Raw genomic sequence first — 14,821 nt, forward strand, 5'->3', positions numbered from 1 at the left:
TTAATTTAGAAATACCCTCGCTCTGATTTTTTAAAACAGGGTCTCTAGATGTTAAAAGAAAATAAAGTGTTTGAATCATTTGGTAATGTATAGAATTTGAAATCTGTAATTTGTGAAAAATATACTATTAAACATTTTCATATAGTTGTTATAATATGATTAATGATTTGAAATTTTTTACTAAATTATATATTTGAAGAACCCTCATGCAAAAAGAGCAAATTCTCTATTTGAGAACTTGCTCTTTTTGCAGAGAGACATGAATAGAAGGTCCTAAGGGAAAACCTAAATTTCACAAAAAATTTCTGTATTTCTCCACAACAATATATAGATTACAACGTAGTTTTTAAATAGATATATAAAGATTAAGAGGAGATAGAGAATGAAAAGATATATTAGCATAAAAGGGATAGGCACATATTTTCCAAAACGAAAAGTAGATTCTTTCGAAATAGATCGCATGTTAGATGTGCCAGAAGGCTGGACATTAAAAAAATCTGGGGTAAAAACACGATACTTTGTTGATGGTGAAACCTCTTCTTATATGGGGGCTGAAGCTGCAAAAAAAGCGGTGGAAGATGCGGGGCTAACATGGGCTGATATCGATTGTATCATCTGCGGAAGCGGAACGATTCAACAGGCAATCCCTTCTACTGCATCACTTATTCAAGAACAGCTCGGGCTACAGCACTCTGGTATTCCCTGTTTTGATGTCAACTCAACCTGCCTAAGCTTCGTAACAGCACTTGATACGATTTCTTACGCAATGGAATGCGGGAGATACAACAATGTGGTTATCATTTCTTCTGAAATTTCTTCTGTGGGATTAAATTGGGGACAAAATGAAAGCAGCATTTTATTCGGTGACGGTGCTGCAGCTGTTGTTGTAGCAAAAAGCGATCATACATCTTTCATTATAGCTTCTCATATGGAAACCTATAGCTCTGGTGCTCATCTATCAGAAATTCGTGGCGGTGGAACGATGATTCATTCTAGGGAATACAGCGAAGAGAGAAAAGAAGACTTCCTATTCGATATGAATGGCAGAGCTATTTTCAAACTATCTTCTACGTATATGTTGAAGTTTATCGATAAACTACTTATGAATACGGGTTATACCTTAGACGATATTGATTTAATTGTTCCTCACCAAGCAAGTGGACCAGCTATGAGATTGATTCGTAAAAAATTAGGAGTTGAGGAAGAGCGCTTTATGACCATTTTTGAAGACTACGGTAATATGATTTCCGCATCGATACCAATCGCCTTGTTCGAAGCGATTAAACAAAAGAAGGTGCAGCGCGGAAATAAAATATTACTGCTAGGTACTTCTGCTGGACTTTCTATCGGGGGAATCCTTCTTGAATACTAAGAAAACTGTATTAATTACAGGGGCACGTGCACCAGCGGCTTTACATCTATGCAGACTGTTTCATAACACCGGTCATACCGTTATTATGGCAGATAGTATTCCTTATCCATTAAGCAAGGTTTCAACAAGTACGGATTACTTTTATGAAATTCCTTCTCCAAAGTGGAAAACAAATGAATGTATTCATGCGCTGTTATCGATAATTCAACGTCGTAATGTGGATGTACTTATTCCTACTTGTGAAGAAATATTTTATATATCTAGATATAAAGAACAATTAAGTCCATTTTGTCATGTATTCGTAGATGATTTTCGCAAACTTTCATTACTCCATAATAAATGGGACTTTATTCAGTTAGCAGCGAATTTAGGTTGGCGAGTTCCTGCAACGTATAGAACCAATAATGAACAAGACATAAAAACAATGCTTTACCAAACAGCAGACACTGCTTCTTTTGTGCTAAAACCGATTTTCTCCCGTTTCTCTGATAAAGTGGAGTTTATTACAAAAGAGGTTGCTATAAAAGAAAACATGATAGACAAGTCAAATTACATCCTTCAAGAGTTTATCCAAGGAACACAGCATTGCTCTTACAGCATCGCGCAATCTGGGAACGTGTTAGCTCACTCTACCTATAAAACGGAATTTACGGCAGGGGTAGGCGCTACCATAGCGTTTAAACCCATTGATCATCCTAAAATAGAACAGTTTGTTGGGCATATTGTAAAAGAGCTAGATTTCTCTGGACAGATTGCCTTTGATTTTATCGTTACCGAGAACGGAGATGCTATTCCCATTGAGTGTAATCCACGTGCCACAAGTGGGTTACATTTATTTGATGCAGAAATAGTATCCGCTTTTTTTCATGCAAACGTAAACCATACATTAATTCCGAAACCACATTCCGAGTGTGCCATTCGGTTAGCCATGCTTGTATATGGACTCCCTTACGTAAAAAGTAAACAAAAACGTAAGCGATGGTTACAAGTTTTATGCTCCTATCCAGATATCATTTATAGCCACACGGATAGGAAACCATTTTTTTATCAGTTTTTTAGCATGTATAAATTATGGCGTGAAAGTGTTAAACATGAACGGACTATTTTAGAGCAAACAACGCATGACATAGCATGGGATGGTGAACATTTATGAAAATGCTAGTGACGGGTGGAACGGGCTTTTTAGGCCAAAAGCTCGCCTTTCGATTGATGAATATGGGCTATGAAGTAACGGCAATCGGGAGAAATAGAACAATTGGCAAATGTTTAGAGCAAAATGGAATTGAGTTTGTACATTGTCCTCTTGAAGACAGAAATAGTGTGCTGCAAGTTTGTAAGGATAAAGATTATATCTTTCATAGCGGTGCTCTTTCTTCTCCTTGGGGCAAATATAAAGATTTCTACAATGCGAATGTGTTAGGAACTCAACATATTATCGAGGGAAGTCAAAAGTCCGGTATAAAACGCCTTATCCATGTATCAACACCAAGTATTTATTTCTATTATGATGAACGGCAAGATGTAGCAGAAAATGCGAAGCTTCCTGATACGTTTGTCAATCATTATGCAAAAACGAAGTACATGGCTGAACAAGCTGTTGATCAAGCTTTCGCTGATGGTTTACCCGTTATCACGATACGCCCACGCGCTTTGTTTGGTCCAGGAGATAACGCTATTCTTCCGCGTCTTATTAAAGTATGTGAAAAAGGTGCCCTACCGAGAATTGGTACAGAAAATGTTCTTGTTGATATTACCTATGTCGAGAACGTTGTAGATGCTTTACTTCTTTGTATGGATTCCCCCATACCTACATTAGGACAAAAATATAATATAACAAATGATGAACGTGTAAATTTATATGAAGTCATTGAACATGTCATGAAGCGGCTTGATAAGGAGGTACAATATAAAAACATTTCCTACAAAGCTGCTTTTAGACTAGCTGCTATCCTAGAAGCAATTTCAAAAACGATTTTATTTGGAAAAGAACCTATTCTCACCAAATATACGGTTAGTGTCCTTTCAAAAAGCCAGACTTTAAATATTGATAAAGCTAAAAAAGAACTAGGATATGCTCCAAAGATCAGTATAGAAGAAGGAATCACACAATTTGTAGACTGGTGGAAAATACAATGAAAATCAAATCTTTAAAGCTATATGATACAGGATATTGCACACATCCAGAAAAAATTGCCTACTCCAAGGGCAGTTGGAAACAAATCCGTTTTCCAGCTACAGTAGGATTACTTCATCATCCAAGCTTAGGCTATATTCTATTTGATACGGGATATGCGGGACACTTTAAAGAAGCAACCAAAAAATTTCCTTACTCTGTATATGCCAAACTAACCCCTGTTCATTTTACGGAAGAGCAATCTATTAAACAGCAGCTGCTTCTTGATGGGATTCATCCAGAGGAAATTAAATATATTGTGATTTCACATTTTCATGGGGATCATACAGCTGGTTTGCTCGACTTTCCAACAGCCCAAATACTAACCTTCGCAAAAGCTTATGAGGATATTAAAAAGAGAAGTAAATTTGGGGCTCTATTAAAAGGGTGCCTAAAAGATACATTGCCGATTGATTTAGAGCGAAGGATGACATTTATTGATCAAACTCCATCAATTAACTTACCTTCTGCCTATGGGGGATTTGAAGAGGGTTACGATGTATTTGGTGATGGCTCATTACTTGCTGTCGACTTAACAGGACATGCAACTGGACAATTTGGTCTATTCGTCCATTTAGGTAGTAATAAAATTGTCTTTCTTTGTGCAGACGCAGTGTGGCTAAGCAAAACGTATCAAAACCTTGTATTTCCTAGTAAGATTGCGAACCTTTTAACTAGTGACCCAACATCTTATCGAAAGAATATCGAGAAGCTGCACCATTTATCTCAAGTATCACCAGAGATTGAAATTGTACCAACTCATTGCGAGCACACATGGGATAAAATTAAAGCAGGAGTGTACTATGAATAAATTACGCATTCTCCAGCAATACTTGAAAACAAAATATGGCTCACGATTTTCAAATCGCAAACAATTGGAACGGTTTCATAAACAACAAATAAAAAAACAACTATTGTTTACGATAGAGAATTCTCCTTTCTATCGTCAGTTATATGCTCCTTTTTTAGAAGAAATTGAAAAGGGACAGTTGGCCGCGCTCCCTATCATTGATAAAGAAGTAATGATGGAGCATTTTGATACATTAAATACAGTAAATATTTCAAAGGAAGAAGCATTTCGTGTAGCATTTGAAGCTGAAAAGACCCGAAATTTCTCGCCTACCATTCGTCATATAACGGTCGGTTTATCATCAGGCACTAGTGGAAATCGTGGGGTTTTTCTCGTTTCTGAGGAAGAACAAACGTTGTGGGCTGGCTCGGTTATTGGAAAGGTGCTTCCTTCTAGTATCCTCCATAAACACACGATTGCTTTTTTCTTGCGTGCAAATAGCAATTTATACGAAGCAACAAAAAATAAGCGAATCTCCTTTCATTTTTTTGATTTACTAGATTCATTTCAGCAGCATATCACTCGATTAAATGAGGTAAATCCATCTATTTTAATTGCACCTCCGTCTATGTTGCGAAAGATCGCTTCCTGGCAGCAAGAAGGACTTATTAGCATTTGTCCTCAAAAAATTATTTCTGTAGCAGAAGTGCTTGAAGATATGGATAGCGCGTTTATTCGTGCAACTTTCCAACAGACCGTACACCAAGTGTACCAATGTACAGAAGGTTTTCTTGCCACCACCTGCAGTCAGGGGACATTACACATCAATGAAGATCTCGTTCATATTGAAAAAGAATACTTAGACCAGGAAAACGGGATATTCGTTCCCATTATTACGGATTTCATGAGGAAGACACAGCCTATTATACGTTACCGTCTCAATGACATCTTAATTGAGAAAAAGACGGCGTGCAGCTGTGGTTCTCTCTTCTTAGCCTTAGAACGAATTGATGGTCGCTGCGATGATATCTTTATTGGAAGAAGTGAATTGGATAATAGGGAGATATCTATTTTTCCTGACTTCATTCGAAGAGCAATTATATTTGCATCCAATGAAATTCAACAATTTAAAGTGATCCAGCATAGCCTAAATAACATTGAAATTAAACTTGAAGTACCACCAGAACATCTCGAATCATGTCAATCAAATGTCATACAGGAGTTACATGCACTGTGGTCTACTAAAAAGTGTGCTGTACCGCATATTTTCTTTTCACATTACGATATTCAATTACATGATAAAAAATTAAAAAGAATAGAGCGCCTTGTAAGTCATGGTGAACAGATATGATTAAGTTGCACGACGCTCATTCCTTGCATAGCATTGACTGGGCTTCAAAAAAAGATGGAGCCTATGTAAGAGACAGCTTCCTGCCTTTTTTCAAAAAAGGCGTTCCCGCATGTATTGAAAATGTTAACACGCAGCTATTTTTATTAGAAATGGATGATCTTATCTTGCCGGTTACGATTAATAACGCGGAGTTCGAAAATTCATATGTATGTTCTCCTTATACACATTACATATCCTATGCATTGGAAGAGTTATGGGAGTTAAGAAAACCATGGTTAGAGAAGCTGCTAACCTATCCGATTCATCTTATGGGAAGCTGGCTGCGACGAACGAATATGAATAAAGTAATTGTCGTAAATAATTGGATGCTATCAACCAATCTTTATCACTCTATTAACAAACAACAAATTGAACAGATTACGAATTTATTTGTTGAGAAATTTCCAGAGCATACGATTATATTTCGCTCTTTAAATAACGAATTATATCCTACGATTACACAAGCATTATCTGCAGTAGGTTACAATAACATGATGTCCCGTTCTATATACTTATTTGACCCAAAACACTATAAAGAAATGAATTCGAAGAAACGAAAAGACTTATTAAACGATAAAAATTTATTAGACAAAAGCAATTATGAAATCATTACGAATGAAGGATTAACAAGAGAGGATATTTCACAAATTTCCGAGTTATACAATCAACTATATATTGAAAAATATTCCCGTCATAATCCAATGTTTACACCCGATTATTTATGGAATGCTCTTCAGCATCATTTATTTGAGATAAAGGCTATAAAGAAAGGAGACACCATAGATGGTGTCATTGCTTATTTTATTAGGGATGGAGTTATGACAACGCCTATTCTTGGCTATCGTACAAACACCGATCAGCAGCAAGGCTTATACCGTATTCTGTCTCTCCTTATTACAATGGATTCTATCGAAAAAGATTTAATTTGTCATTGTAGTGCGGGGGCCGGAGAGTTCAAACGAAATCGTGGTGCAAAACAGCAGATTGAATACAGTTATATGTATTACGCTCATTTGCCACCTAACCAACAAAGGGTATGGAAAGTACTAGCTTGGATACTAGATACATGGATAGAACCGATGGCAAAAAAACATCGCTTCTAACACTAGAATTGTATAAAAATAGAGGTCTCTCATAAGTTCATGGAACAAGTGGGAGACCTCTTTTATTGGGGAGAATTGATGTCAGGAGCATTGATTCTCACTTGGATTTCACAGACGCAAGACTTTGCTCGAACATATCAATAATCGTAAGGAATCTTTCCGCTTCGCGAAATACATGATCAGCTAGTAAAGGATGAATAATGCTTTTAATGCGGCAAGCTTCTATTAGATCTCTTGCTGTCTTTTTGAAGTCACGTAGAGATTTCACAGAAACACGGTTTTCGTCCAAAAATTGATCGAGCAGCGAAACTGTTTGCGATTGAGGCCGCATCGAATCCAGATCTTGTGCTTGGAATAATAGTTGATCAAAATCATGGCTGAAATTGCGAGCCTGTTCCACTAGTTGTCTCTCCGACGGATCAAGTAAATGCCCGATGAACTTTGCATGGTCGGCCATAATGCGCAAGAAAAAGACGTTCTCATTAATGATTGCATCGGGCAGAGGATCTAATTTTCCGCTATTGAGCTGTTCGAGACGGTTTTTGAAGTAGTTGGCTTCTCTGCTGGTATGGTCGATAAGTAATGGGAAATTGTTAGCTCCAGGCATTTGGCAGCTGAGCACTAAGCCCAACACTTTTCTTTTAAATGCCCATATGTGTGCAGCGGCATTGCGTACCTCTACGTTAAATCGCTGGATTTGCTCAGGATCTGTTGCAACGGTGTGCGAATGTGCTTGGCGTTCTATTCCTTCAAATAAGGAATAGAATTGATTGGCTTCATTAATGAGCTGGGTATCCTCACATCTGAATCCTAATTTAAGAAAAAGTGAATGTTCCTTCATGATACGAGACCAAAACCGGATTTCGTCCAATGATCGTGCCACAAATGCGTTTGACAATCATCCCCACCTCCATGCTTTTACGGTCAATAGTGCATTTTATTCGCTATATTTATTTCCTATACATTAGCGTCATGTACCATCACTTACATACAGCGTATAATGATTGGAGAAGGACAGGTCGGATCTACTCTCATTGTTATCATCATCGCGAAAGGTGGCTGCATATTATGGACAACATGTCGAGCGAGAATCATCTCCGTTGGCATTCAGCTTCTGTAAACAAATACGAGAGAGAGTTGTTAAATGGACATAAGGGCGGAGTAATCTGGTTCACGGGTCTGTCTGGTGCGGGGAAATCGACCTTGGCTAATGCGCTGGCAAGAAGTCTCCATGATCGTGGTGTTAGAACCTATGTGTTAGACGGTGACAATGTAAGATTGGGATTGAATCGGGATTTGGGCTTCAGTCAACAAGATCGGACGGAAAATATTCGACGTATCGCCGAAGTGTCCAGGTTGTTTGCGGATGCGGGCTTCATTGTGATTAACGCTTTTATTTCTCCGTATCAATCGGATCGAACGATGGCACGCCAGATTTTGAGCGAACATCCATATATCGAAATCTATGTATGCTGCTCTTTGGCTGAATGTGAGCGCCGTGATCCGAAAGGCTTGTATGCAAAGGCCCGCAGCGGGCAAATCCCTCATTTTACAGGTATATCTGCGCCCTATGAAGAACCACAGGATGCGGAAATGACGATTATGACTGAAGTAGAAACGGTACCGGAAGCGGTAGGTAGAATTGCAACGGAGTTGAAGGCGCGACAAATCATTTAAAAGGTTTGAAGCACTATCCATGAGATGGAAGATGTTAGTAAAGGTGCGCGTTCGCGGTGATTGAGCAGCTTGGAAGCGGGTGTTATAATTATCCATATGAAGGGGTGGGTTGCCATGGATACAGTGGACAAGCTCAATAATGTCATCTTATTCGATGGAGAGTGTAACTTCTGCGACCACAGCGTTCAATTCATTATTAAGCGAGATGCTCAAGCACTTTTTAGGTTTGCTTCTATACAAAGTGAGATTGGTCAACAGCTAATGAATGCTTATAACGTTCCGAACAGTATCGACAGTGTGATATTGATACAGAATAAGAAATACTACGTCAAATCCTCTGCTGCGCTTAGAATTTGTAGAGGTTTGAACGGTGGCTGGAAGCTATTTTATTATTTACTTGCTGTGCCAAGAGTAGTTAGAGATGCAGTTTACAATGTAATAGCCAAGAACAGGTATAAATGGTTTGGGAAAAAGGACAGCTGTATGCTGCCATCTCCTGATATACGGAAGCGTTTTTTAGGATGAGTAGTTGCGATATATCTCGTTGTGTGCAGGAATGATAATATAACGGTTTCATACCAAGTCGACTATTTTCATAAATAGTCGGCTTTTTTATGTTCGTTGTTGTTGCAGGGTTGGATTTGGTAATGCGACAAAAATATATTTTTCTACAAAAATATGTATTGGTGAAACTTTCTAATTTTTTGGGCGTCATATTACATAAGAAAGCTTACAGATCTGAACAGAAGGGGAGAAACAAAGACGTGATGAAGAAATGGATAGCTAGTTTTAGTATTGCATCGATGTTAGCAGTAGCAGCGATTCCGGCATATGCTGCGCCAGCAGCTGTGAAATCCAATATGGCTAACTTTGAATCTAACTCCATTGTTAAGAAAGATGGATCCTTATGGGTATGGGGACGACAGCAATCTGCTCCGACTCAAGTGCATTCCATATCAGATGTAGCTTATACCGTGGATAATACCTTCATTGTGAAGAAGGATCATTCCGTTTATTATTTTCAGAAAAATCAAATGAATACGAGAGAACAAGAGATTACACCGATAGAAGGGCTTTATGGAGTTAAAGATGTAATTAGTGTTTATCCTGGATACATATTGCTCGACGAGAAAGGTCAAGTATATTCTTTAAATCCAGATAGCGAAGATTTAGAAAAATCGTTATCCGATCTGCTCATTCCGGTTGAGGGACTAAATGGAGTGAAAAGTCTTAGTTCTTATTCGTATACGATAGAAGATAAGGGCTACGAAACGTATTGGCTAGCTTTAAAGCAAGACGGAACGGTATGGCAGAGCAATGTGAAAGATTCAACATCTATACAGCAAATAAAAGGTCTAACGGATATTGCAGACATTAGTAGTAATCTTGCTTTGCAGAAAGACGGTACGTTGTGGGCGCTGCCTGAGGAAGATTCCGTAGGGAAGTTGGCTGTTCCATTCCGCGTGAAGGGCGTAAATAACATTAAAAAAGTTTACTCTGATGGCTACTCCCAGATGGCAATCGATTCACAGTCTAGGCTATGGTTTTTAAGTGGAACGGTTACGGGATATTCGGATTCGACCGATTATTTGACCCATTTATCCCCGGTTAGACTTACAACTATTGCTCAGGTTGAAGAAGCTCTAGTCGTAGATCGTGAATTAGTGGCTCGGACGAAAAATGGAGATGTGTATCGGACATCCACGCAGCATGAGAAGATGCCATCGAATCCTAAGTTCGAGTTGGTAGCTAAAGATATCGTGGAAATAGAAGATGGTTATAAGCATATGATTATGCAGAAAGCAGATGGGACGTTATGGGCGTGGGGATTGAACTCCTATGCTGATTATGGATCTGGGGATTATAAATATGACAATGAATATTCGAATATCGTTCCCGTACAAAAGCCAATAGTCGTTGAATTGAACGGCAAGTCCGTACCATTGACGAACGGTGTTATCGTCCGCAACGATCAAGCCTTTATTCCGCTGCGCTCTGTATTTGGCAGTATGGGAGCTGAAATAAAATGGGATGCCGAAGATAAGCAGGCACTTGTTACGCAGAAGCAAGCTAGTGGAACGACAACCGTTATTTCGATCAACTTCTCGACGGGAGAAACGAAAGTAAATGATAAACCAGTAAAGCTGCAAACAGCTCCGTTTATATCTGGAGATACCGCGTTCCTTCCGTTACGTTTCGTTAGTGAGACGCTTGGTGCCAAAGTAAGCTGGTCGAAGCAGGATGACAAAATTTCAATTACGATGCAATAGCCTATCACTTTTGAGGTGCTTAGTAGGTAAGCTTATATAATGAAAGATGTATGTCCGGGCTGAACCTAGCAGCATGCAAGACTATTAGCATATACGAAAAAAAGGGGCTGCCTACGTCGATTAGACGCTGGCTAGGCCCCTTTTGTTTATCTATTTAGTAGCTATGATGATTATGTGATTGCGTAAACTTTCACGATGAAGGAAGCCTGTGCACCGCTTGGATTAGCAATATATAAGGAGCGAGCAGATATCACTTTAGATGCATTTCCAGTAATCACATCTTGCAGTTCCGTAGGATCGGTGCCAGCGGAGACATCTCTTTTTACATCGAATGAGATATCATACGGATCTACGCCGCCGCCTTCTACTTCCCATAGTAAGCGCTTCGTACCTGGAGGAAGAACCTCTGTGCTAAAGTTTCCACTAGAGCGGTGCTTTTGTCCATCTAAAGGCGCTTTCTCCGATCGAATACTAGCAATAAATTCACGTGCTAATTCGTTCATCTGGTAATCCCTCCACACAACTTTTATTTATGTTACATTCCCATATGTATGTGCTTGTCACATTGATTAGAACGTGAAAGATTACATTTTTTGTTTGTTATGGTAGTCAAGAGGTGTGGAGGGAGATTGAGAAAATAAGCGGTTAAACTTTGATATCGATGTTACGTCCTAAGTTTGGCTGCACACTTTGACTTTGTTGCAGTAGTTGCACCATATCGTTACCGGCTTGTTTTGCTAGGTCTTGCGACATCTTCGTGACCCGAAGGCTGACGGCTTGGGACAACATGCTCTGATTCATACGAACTGACATTGCAGCTACATCCATTTTGCATAACACCTCCTCATAATTATGTTATCGGTAGATTAGGAATCGTTGATGTGCTCCATAATTTAGAAAATGTGAGCCATTATAGAGACACAGCAAAAAAAGCCCTTCTTATGTGAGATGTCATCCAAATTAACGGAATAACAATTTGCAGCATAAGGAAGGGCTTTTTATATGATGACTGTTCGTGATGATGAGTTGTTTCCTATACAGACAGTGAGACTAGATTACTTTCTGTTTTCTTTCTTTTCGAACGTTAGGCATTCAGCGTTTTCTTGCTTGATTTGAACCACGGAAGCTCCACAGTTGTTTTCTTTCCAGTTCACACATTCAGAGATTGGGCATTTGATAATAGACATTTATAATTCCTCCTCAGATTTCAGGTGTTTGTAATTCGTTGTTTTGTATGAATGTAGCATAACTTATTTTTAATAATTTGTGATACAGTTTTTTCAATTAATAATGACAATATTATAGATAATAGAAGTGATTATTAGTCTCAGTATAATGATAATCACTATCACCACGCGGTTTATTTGAGGAAGTAGAATAAGTGGGTCTATTTACACATGTTAGATTTGATAGATATAAGATAATAAAATTGTTAATAATTTATAAATATTAATCCCAGCAATTACATTTTTCTGCCTATTCAGTTTTCAATTATTCCTCCGATAAATCGTATACAGACATTTATATGCAATTTTAAGGAGGAGAGGCCGTGCTTAATAGATGGAGAAAAGCTTATTATCGTTCACTTGCCAAGAAAACGCTGGTACGATTAATACTTTTAGTCATGATACCTGTATTGGCATTGACGTTTGCGATAACAAATTTTGCGGTTAATCAAAATGAAGATACGCTGCTCGGTGATGTCGAGCAATCTACGGCTACAATTACAACGGTGTTGAATCAAGCTTATGATAATTACGCGCATACGTTGGATGGCTTGATTAAAAGCATAACACCAGAGCGAGCGAATCCAACGTATTTACAAAATCGTGTACGTGATGTGTCGCACGATATGAATAACCTATTAGCGGTATTCGTTGCGTACAAGAATGAATACTATGAAAGCACGGGTCAATTGCAGGAAGGGTTTGATCCGAAGTCACGGCCTTGGTATCAGGATGCAATGAAGGCCAAAGGAAAAGTTGTTATTTCGAAGCCTTATCAAGATAAAGTGACCGGGAAAATCGTAATAACCTTCTCCAAAACGTTAGCAGCCAATGATGGCGTAGTCGGCATTGATGTGTCGATCGATAATTTTAGCGATTTAATTAAGTCCTACAAAGTAGGTAAATCAGGATACATAAGTTTACTGGATCAGGATAGCAACGTGCTTGTTCATCCACAAATGAAGTTTGGTGACAAGCTTACAGATGCTCAATTTGCTCCATTTAAAGCAAGCGACCATGGCAATATGAACATAATGACAAATGGAAAAGAAGAGTACGTTAGCTTTGATAAACGCAATTTGCTGGGGCTAAATATTGTGGCAGTGCTTCCGCTAGCAGAAGTGGAGGAGCTGACATACAGCCTTTATAAAATTGCATTCATTTTCGTTGCGCTGCTGCTTGCCTTGCTCGTGTTCTATATTGTAGTCATTGTGCGCAGCGTTATTCGTCCTGTTGCCCAAATTCAAGTACTTGCTGGGCGAATCGCAGCTGGAGATCTTACTGTACGTACAAAGCAAAGTACTCGGACTGATGAAATTGGACAGTTGCAGAACCATTTCAATGAGATGTCTGATTCACTATCAGATATGATGAAGCAGATTATGGAGGCTTCTGAAAATGTTTCAGCTGCATCTGAAGAGCTGTCATCGAATTCGGATCAAAATGTTAGCACGATTACACAAGTATCGGAATCACTGCAAGAAGTATCTTCTCAAACGGAAGAGACGAGCCAAAGCTTGCAAGAAGTACAAGTGCTAGCCGTTGAAGCTGGCCAAGAGCTTATGGAAATTGTACATATGGTGGAGCAATCTTCTGCGACTACGACAGGAGTGAACCGCTTAGCATCTGAGGGACAGCACCAATTGTTCAACGTCGGCGTGCAAATGGAAAATATGAAGAAACATTCTGCACAAGCGAGTGCTGAGAGTGAAGCGCTAAATGAAGAAGCAAAGCAGGTGCAAGGGATTGTTTCGTTTATTCAAAATATAGCCTCGCAAACACAGCTCCTCGCGCTTAATGCAGCCATTGAGGCTGCTCATGCTGGTGAGCATGGTCGTGGATTTGCTGTTGTTGCAAGTGAAATACGCAAACTTGCTGAACAAACGGTTCAGGCGAGTTCACAAATAACGGATATTATCACGAAGATTATGGATCGTTCTAACACCGTATATGAAACGATGCAGGTTAGCGCAGCTTCTGTACAAGAAGGTCATGAGCAAACGCTCTCTGTAACGAGTAAGCTTAACGAAGTATTTGCTTCATTGGAACAAATGGCGTTCCACATGCAAAGCATTGCAGATCGCAGTGGACAATTGCGTTCGACGAATGCGATGATGTTAACTTCATTTGATTCCACGGGTAAATTGATTGAGCAATCGGTCGAAGAAATTGAACTGGTGGCAGCAGCAAGTGAAGAGCAAACTGCTTCTATGGAGGAAATTGCTGCATCAGCTGCGCATCTTGCCAAGATCGCGGAAACGCTGCAGGAGTCTGCATCAAAGTTCAAATTGTAATTTCGACGTAGAAGTTTTTGCGTTCATTAACGGAAAGAAGCTTGCCCTTATTCATGGGTTTCATGATAATAATTGAATTGGGTTATACTACGTGTATAAGGGGAGGACGCAAGCGACAAGTCGCTTGCGTCTGCACCGTTACTGTTCGGACAGCTCACGGAAAGATTTGATCTTCCCGTGTGAGTGCGGGGTTTGCTTGCGGATTTTGTCTGCATTTTCCCGACGGCGTTTCTGTACGGACATTAAGAAATCCCCCTTAATCTAATGTTGGAGATGCTGTGGTGCTTGTTGAAGCTGACTTTTAACTTTAACTACGTTGAAACTAACTTTAACACGTTATTACTGACTGAAGTGACTTGGTAACTGTTAACGATGAAGCGATAGATATGAGCCCGTTACTTCTTTAATTAAGCGGGCGGCGAAACCGCTAATCAAGAAGTGGTCTTAGCATAGGTTTGATTGACCGTTCCTATGCTGACAAATATGTGGCGCGATTAACAGCGCAGCATTCGATTCATATTAGAAT

General features: G+C 39.2%; 15 protein-coding genes. 10 read left to right on the forward strand and 5 right to left on the reverse strand.

Going from position 1 to position 14,821, the window contains the following annotated elements; translation table 11 throughout:
* The first annotated feature begins 382 nt into the window (after positions 1 to 382).
* Genes FPZ44_RS01480 through FPZ44_RS01505 form a run of 6 tightly spaced genes read left to right on the forward strand, consistent with a single transcriptional unit; the run spans position 383 to position 6,828 of the window.
* Positions 383 to 1,372 carry a beta-ketoacyl-ACP synthase III gene (locus FPZ44_RS01480; protein WP_144986743.1) on the forward strand — a complete coding sequence of 330 codons (990 nt, stop codon included), beginning with the start codon at positions 383 to 385 and terminating at the stop codon, positions 1,370 to 1,372.
* Positions 1,362 to 2,525 (forward strand): ATP-grasp domain-containing protein, encoded by a 1,164-nt coding sequence (locus FPZ44_RS01485; protein WP_144986745.1) that lies wholly within the window; start codon positions 1,362 to 1,364, stop codon positions 2,523 to 2,525. The genes FPZ44_RS01480 and FPZ44_RS01485 overlap by 11 nt, the downstream gene beginning before the upstream one ends.
* Positions 2,522 to 3,508, forward strand: a complete 987-nt coding sequence (locus tag FPZ44_RS01490) for an NAD-dependent epimerase/dehydratase family protein (protein ID WP_144986747.1) — start codon at positions 2,522 to 2,524, stop codon at positions 3,506 to 3,508. Before FPZ44_RS01485 ends, FPZ44_RS01490 begins: the two co-directional genes overlap by 4 nt.
* Positions 3,505 to 4,356 carry an MBL fold metallo-hydrolase gene (locus tag FPZ44_RS01495; RefSeq protein WP_144986749.1) on the forward strand — a complete coding sequence of 284 codons (852 nt, stop codon included), beginning with the start codon at positions 3,505 to 3,507 and terminating at the stop codon, positions 4,354 to 4,356. The genes FPZ44_RS01490 and FPZ44_RS01495 overlap by 4 nt, the downstream gene beginning before the upstream one ends.
* A complete protein-coding gene (locus FPZ44_RS01500) occupies positions 4,349 to 5,686 on the forward strand; it encodes a F390 synthetase-related protein (protein ID WP_144986751.1) in 1,338 nt (445 codons plus the stop codon). The genes FPZ44_RS01495 and FPZ44_RS01500 overlap by 8 nt, the downstream gene beginning before the upstream one ends.
* Positions 5,683 to 6,828 (forward strand): hypothetical protein, encoded by a 1,146-nt coding sequence (locus FPZ44_RS01505; RefSeq protein WP_144986753.1) that lies wholly within the window; start codon positions 5,683 to 5,685, stop codon positions 6,826 to 6,828. The genes FPZ44_RS01500 and FPZ44_RS01505 overlap by 4 nt, the downstream gene beginning before the upstream one ends.
* A gap of 97 nt (positions 6,829 to 6,925) precedes the next feature.
* On the opposite strand, the gene FPZ44_RS01510 is transcribed toward FPZ44_RS01505, so the two are convergent.
* On the reverse strand, positions 6,926 to 7,726 hold the full coding sequence (locus FPZ44_RS01510; protein WP_144986755.1) for a DUF2935 domain-containing protein: 801 nt from the start codon (positions 7,724 to 7,726) through the stop codon (positions 6,926 to 6,928).
* 170 nt (positions 7,727 to 7,896) lie between these two features.
* Here FPZ44_RS01510 and cysC point away from each other — a divergent pair, with 170 nt between their 5' ends.
* From cysC to FPZ44_RS01525, 3 genes are all read left to right on the forward strand, one after another.
* Complete coding sequence (gene cysC, locus FPZ44_RS01515; protein WP_418789114.1) at positions 7,897 to 8,505, forward strand: adenylyl-sulfate kinase; 609 nt, start codon at positions 7,897 to 7,899, stop codon at positions 8,503 to 8,505.
* Positions 8,506 to 8,619: 114 nt separating this feature from the next.
* A complete protein-coding gene (locus FPZ44_RS01520; RefSeq protein ID WP_144986756.1) occupies positions 8,620 to 9,030 on the forward strand; it encodes a thiol-disulfide oxidoreductase DCC family protein in 411 nt (136 codons plus the stop codon).
* A gap of 242 nt (positions 9,031 to 9,272) precedes the next feature.
* Entirely contained in the window at positions 9,273 to 10,775 is a 1,503-nt protein-coding gene (locus tag FPZ44_RS01525) for a stalk domain-containing protein (protein WP_261378353.1), read from the forward strand.
* Between the two features lie 170 nt (positions 10,776 to 10,945).
* Here the strand turns inward: FPZ44_RS01525 and FPZ44_RS01530 are convergent, their stop codons facing one another.
* From FPZ44_RS01530 to FPZ44_RS01540, 3 genes are all read right to left on the reverse strand, one after another.
* The gene (locus FPZ44_RS01530; RefSeq protein ID WP_144986758.1) at positions 10,946 to 11,278 is read right to left on the reverse strand and encodes a DeoR family transcriptional regulator; all 333 of its coding nucleotides are present in this window, start codon (positions 11,276 to 11,278) and stop codon (positions 10,946 to 10,948) included.
* Positions 11,279 to 11,420: 142 nt separating this feature from the next.
* Entirely contained in the window at positions 11,421 to 11,603 is a 183-nt protein-coding gene (locus FPZ44_RS01535; RefSeq protein WP_144986759.1) for a YjfB family protein, read from the reverse strand.
* A gap of 227 nt (positions 11,604 to 11,830) precedes the next feature.
* Complete coding sequence (locus tag FPZ44_RS01540) at positions 11,831 to 11,962, reverse strand: DUF1540 domain-containing protein (RefSeq protein ID WP_144986761.1); 132 nt, start codon at positions 11,960 to 11,962, stop codon at positions 11,831 to 11,833.
* A 362-nt stretch (positions 11,963 to 12,324) separates the two neighbouring features.
* Here FPZ44_RS01540 and FPZ44_RS01545 point away from each other — a divergent pair, with 362 nt between their 5' ends.
* Entirely contained in the window at positions 12,325 to 14,295 is a 1,971-nt protein-coding gene (locus tag FPZ44_RS01545; protein ID WP_144986763.1) for a methyl-accepting chemotaxis protein, read from the forward strand.
* A gap of 138 nt (positions 14,296 to 14,433) precedes the next feature.
* On the opposite strand, the gene FPZ44_RS26660 is transcribed toward FPZ44_RS01545, so the two are convergent.
* Positions 14,434 to 14,538 carry a DUF6254 family protein gene (locus tag FPZ44_RS26660; protein WP_222429784.1) on the reverse strand — a complete coding sequence of 35 codons (105 nt, stop codon included), beginning with the start codon at positions 14,536 to 14,538 and terminating at the stop codon, positions 14,434 to 14,436.
* Positions 14,539 to 14,821: the final 283 nt, after the last annotated feature.

Source organism: Paenibacillus agilis (assembly GCF_007786455.1).
Lineage (GTDB): Bacteria > Bacillota > Bacilli > Paenibacillales > Paenibacillaceae > Paenibacillus_B > Paenibacillus_B agilis.

Bases quoted from the DNA above. Each gene is read 5' to 3' on its own strand.
- FPZ44_RS01480 (WP_144986743.1), top strand. From the start codon at position 383: ATGAAAAGATATATTAGCATAAAAGGGATAGGCACATATTTTCCAAAA.
- FPZ44_RS01490 (WP_144986747.1), top strand. From the start codon at position 2,522: ATGAAAATGCTAGTGACGGGTGGAACGGGCTTTTTAGGCCAAAAGCTC.
- FPZ44_RS01495 (WP_144986749.1), top strand. From the start codon at position 3,505: ATGAAAATCAAATCTTTAAAGCTATATGATACAGGATATTGCACACAT.
- FPZ44_RS01500 (WP_144986751.1), top strand. From the start codon at position 4,349: ATGAATAAATTACGCATTCTCCAGCAATACTTGAAAACAAAATATGGC.
- FPZ44_RS01505 (WP_144986753.1), top strand. From the start codon at position 5,683: ATGATTAAGTTGCACGACGCTCATTCCTTGCATAGCATTGACTGGGCT.
- cysC (WP_418789114.1), top strand. From the start codon at position 7,897: ATGGACAACATGTCGAGCGAGAATCATCTCCGTTGGCATTCAGCTTCT.
- FPZ44_RS01520 (WP_144986756.1), top strand. From the start codon at position 8,620: ATGGATACAGTGGACAAGCTCAATAATGTCATCTTATTCGATGGAGAG.
- FPZ44_RS01525 (WP_261378353.1), top strand. From the start codon at position 9,273: ATGAAGAAATGGATAGCTAGTTTTAGTATTGCATCGATGTTAGCAGTA.
- FPZ44_RS01530 (WP_144986758.1), bottom strand. From the start codon at position 11,278: ATGAACGAATTAGCACGTGAATTTATTGCTAGTATTCGATCGGAGAAA.
- FPZ44_RS01535 (WP_144986759.1), bottom strand. From the start codon at position 11,603: ATGGATGTAGCTGCAATGTCAGTTCGTATGAATCAGAGCATGTTGTCC.
- FPZ44_RS01540 (WP_144986761.1), bottom strand. From the start codon at position 11,962: ATGTCTATTATCAAATGCCCAATCTCTGAATGTGTGAACTGGAAAGAA.
- FPZ44_RS26660 (WP_222429784.1), bottom strand. From the start codon at position 14,538: ATGTCCGTACAGAAACGCCGTCGGGAAAATGCAGACAAAATCCGCAAG.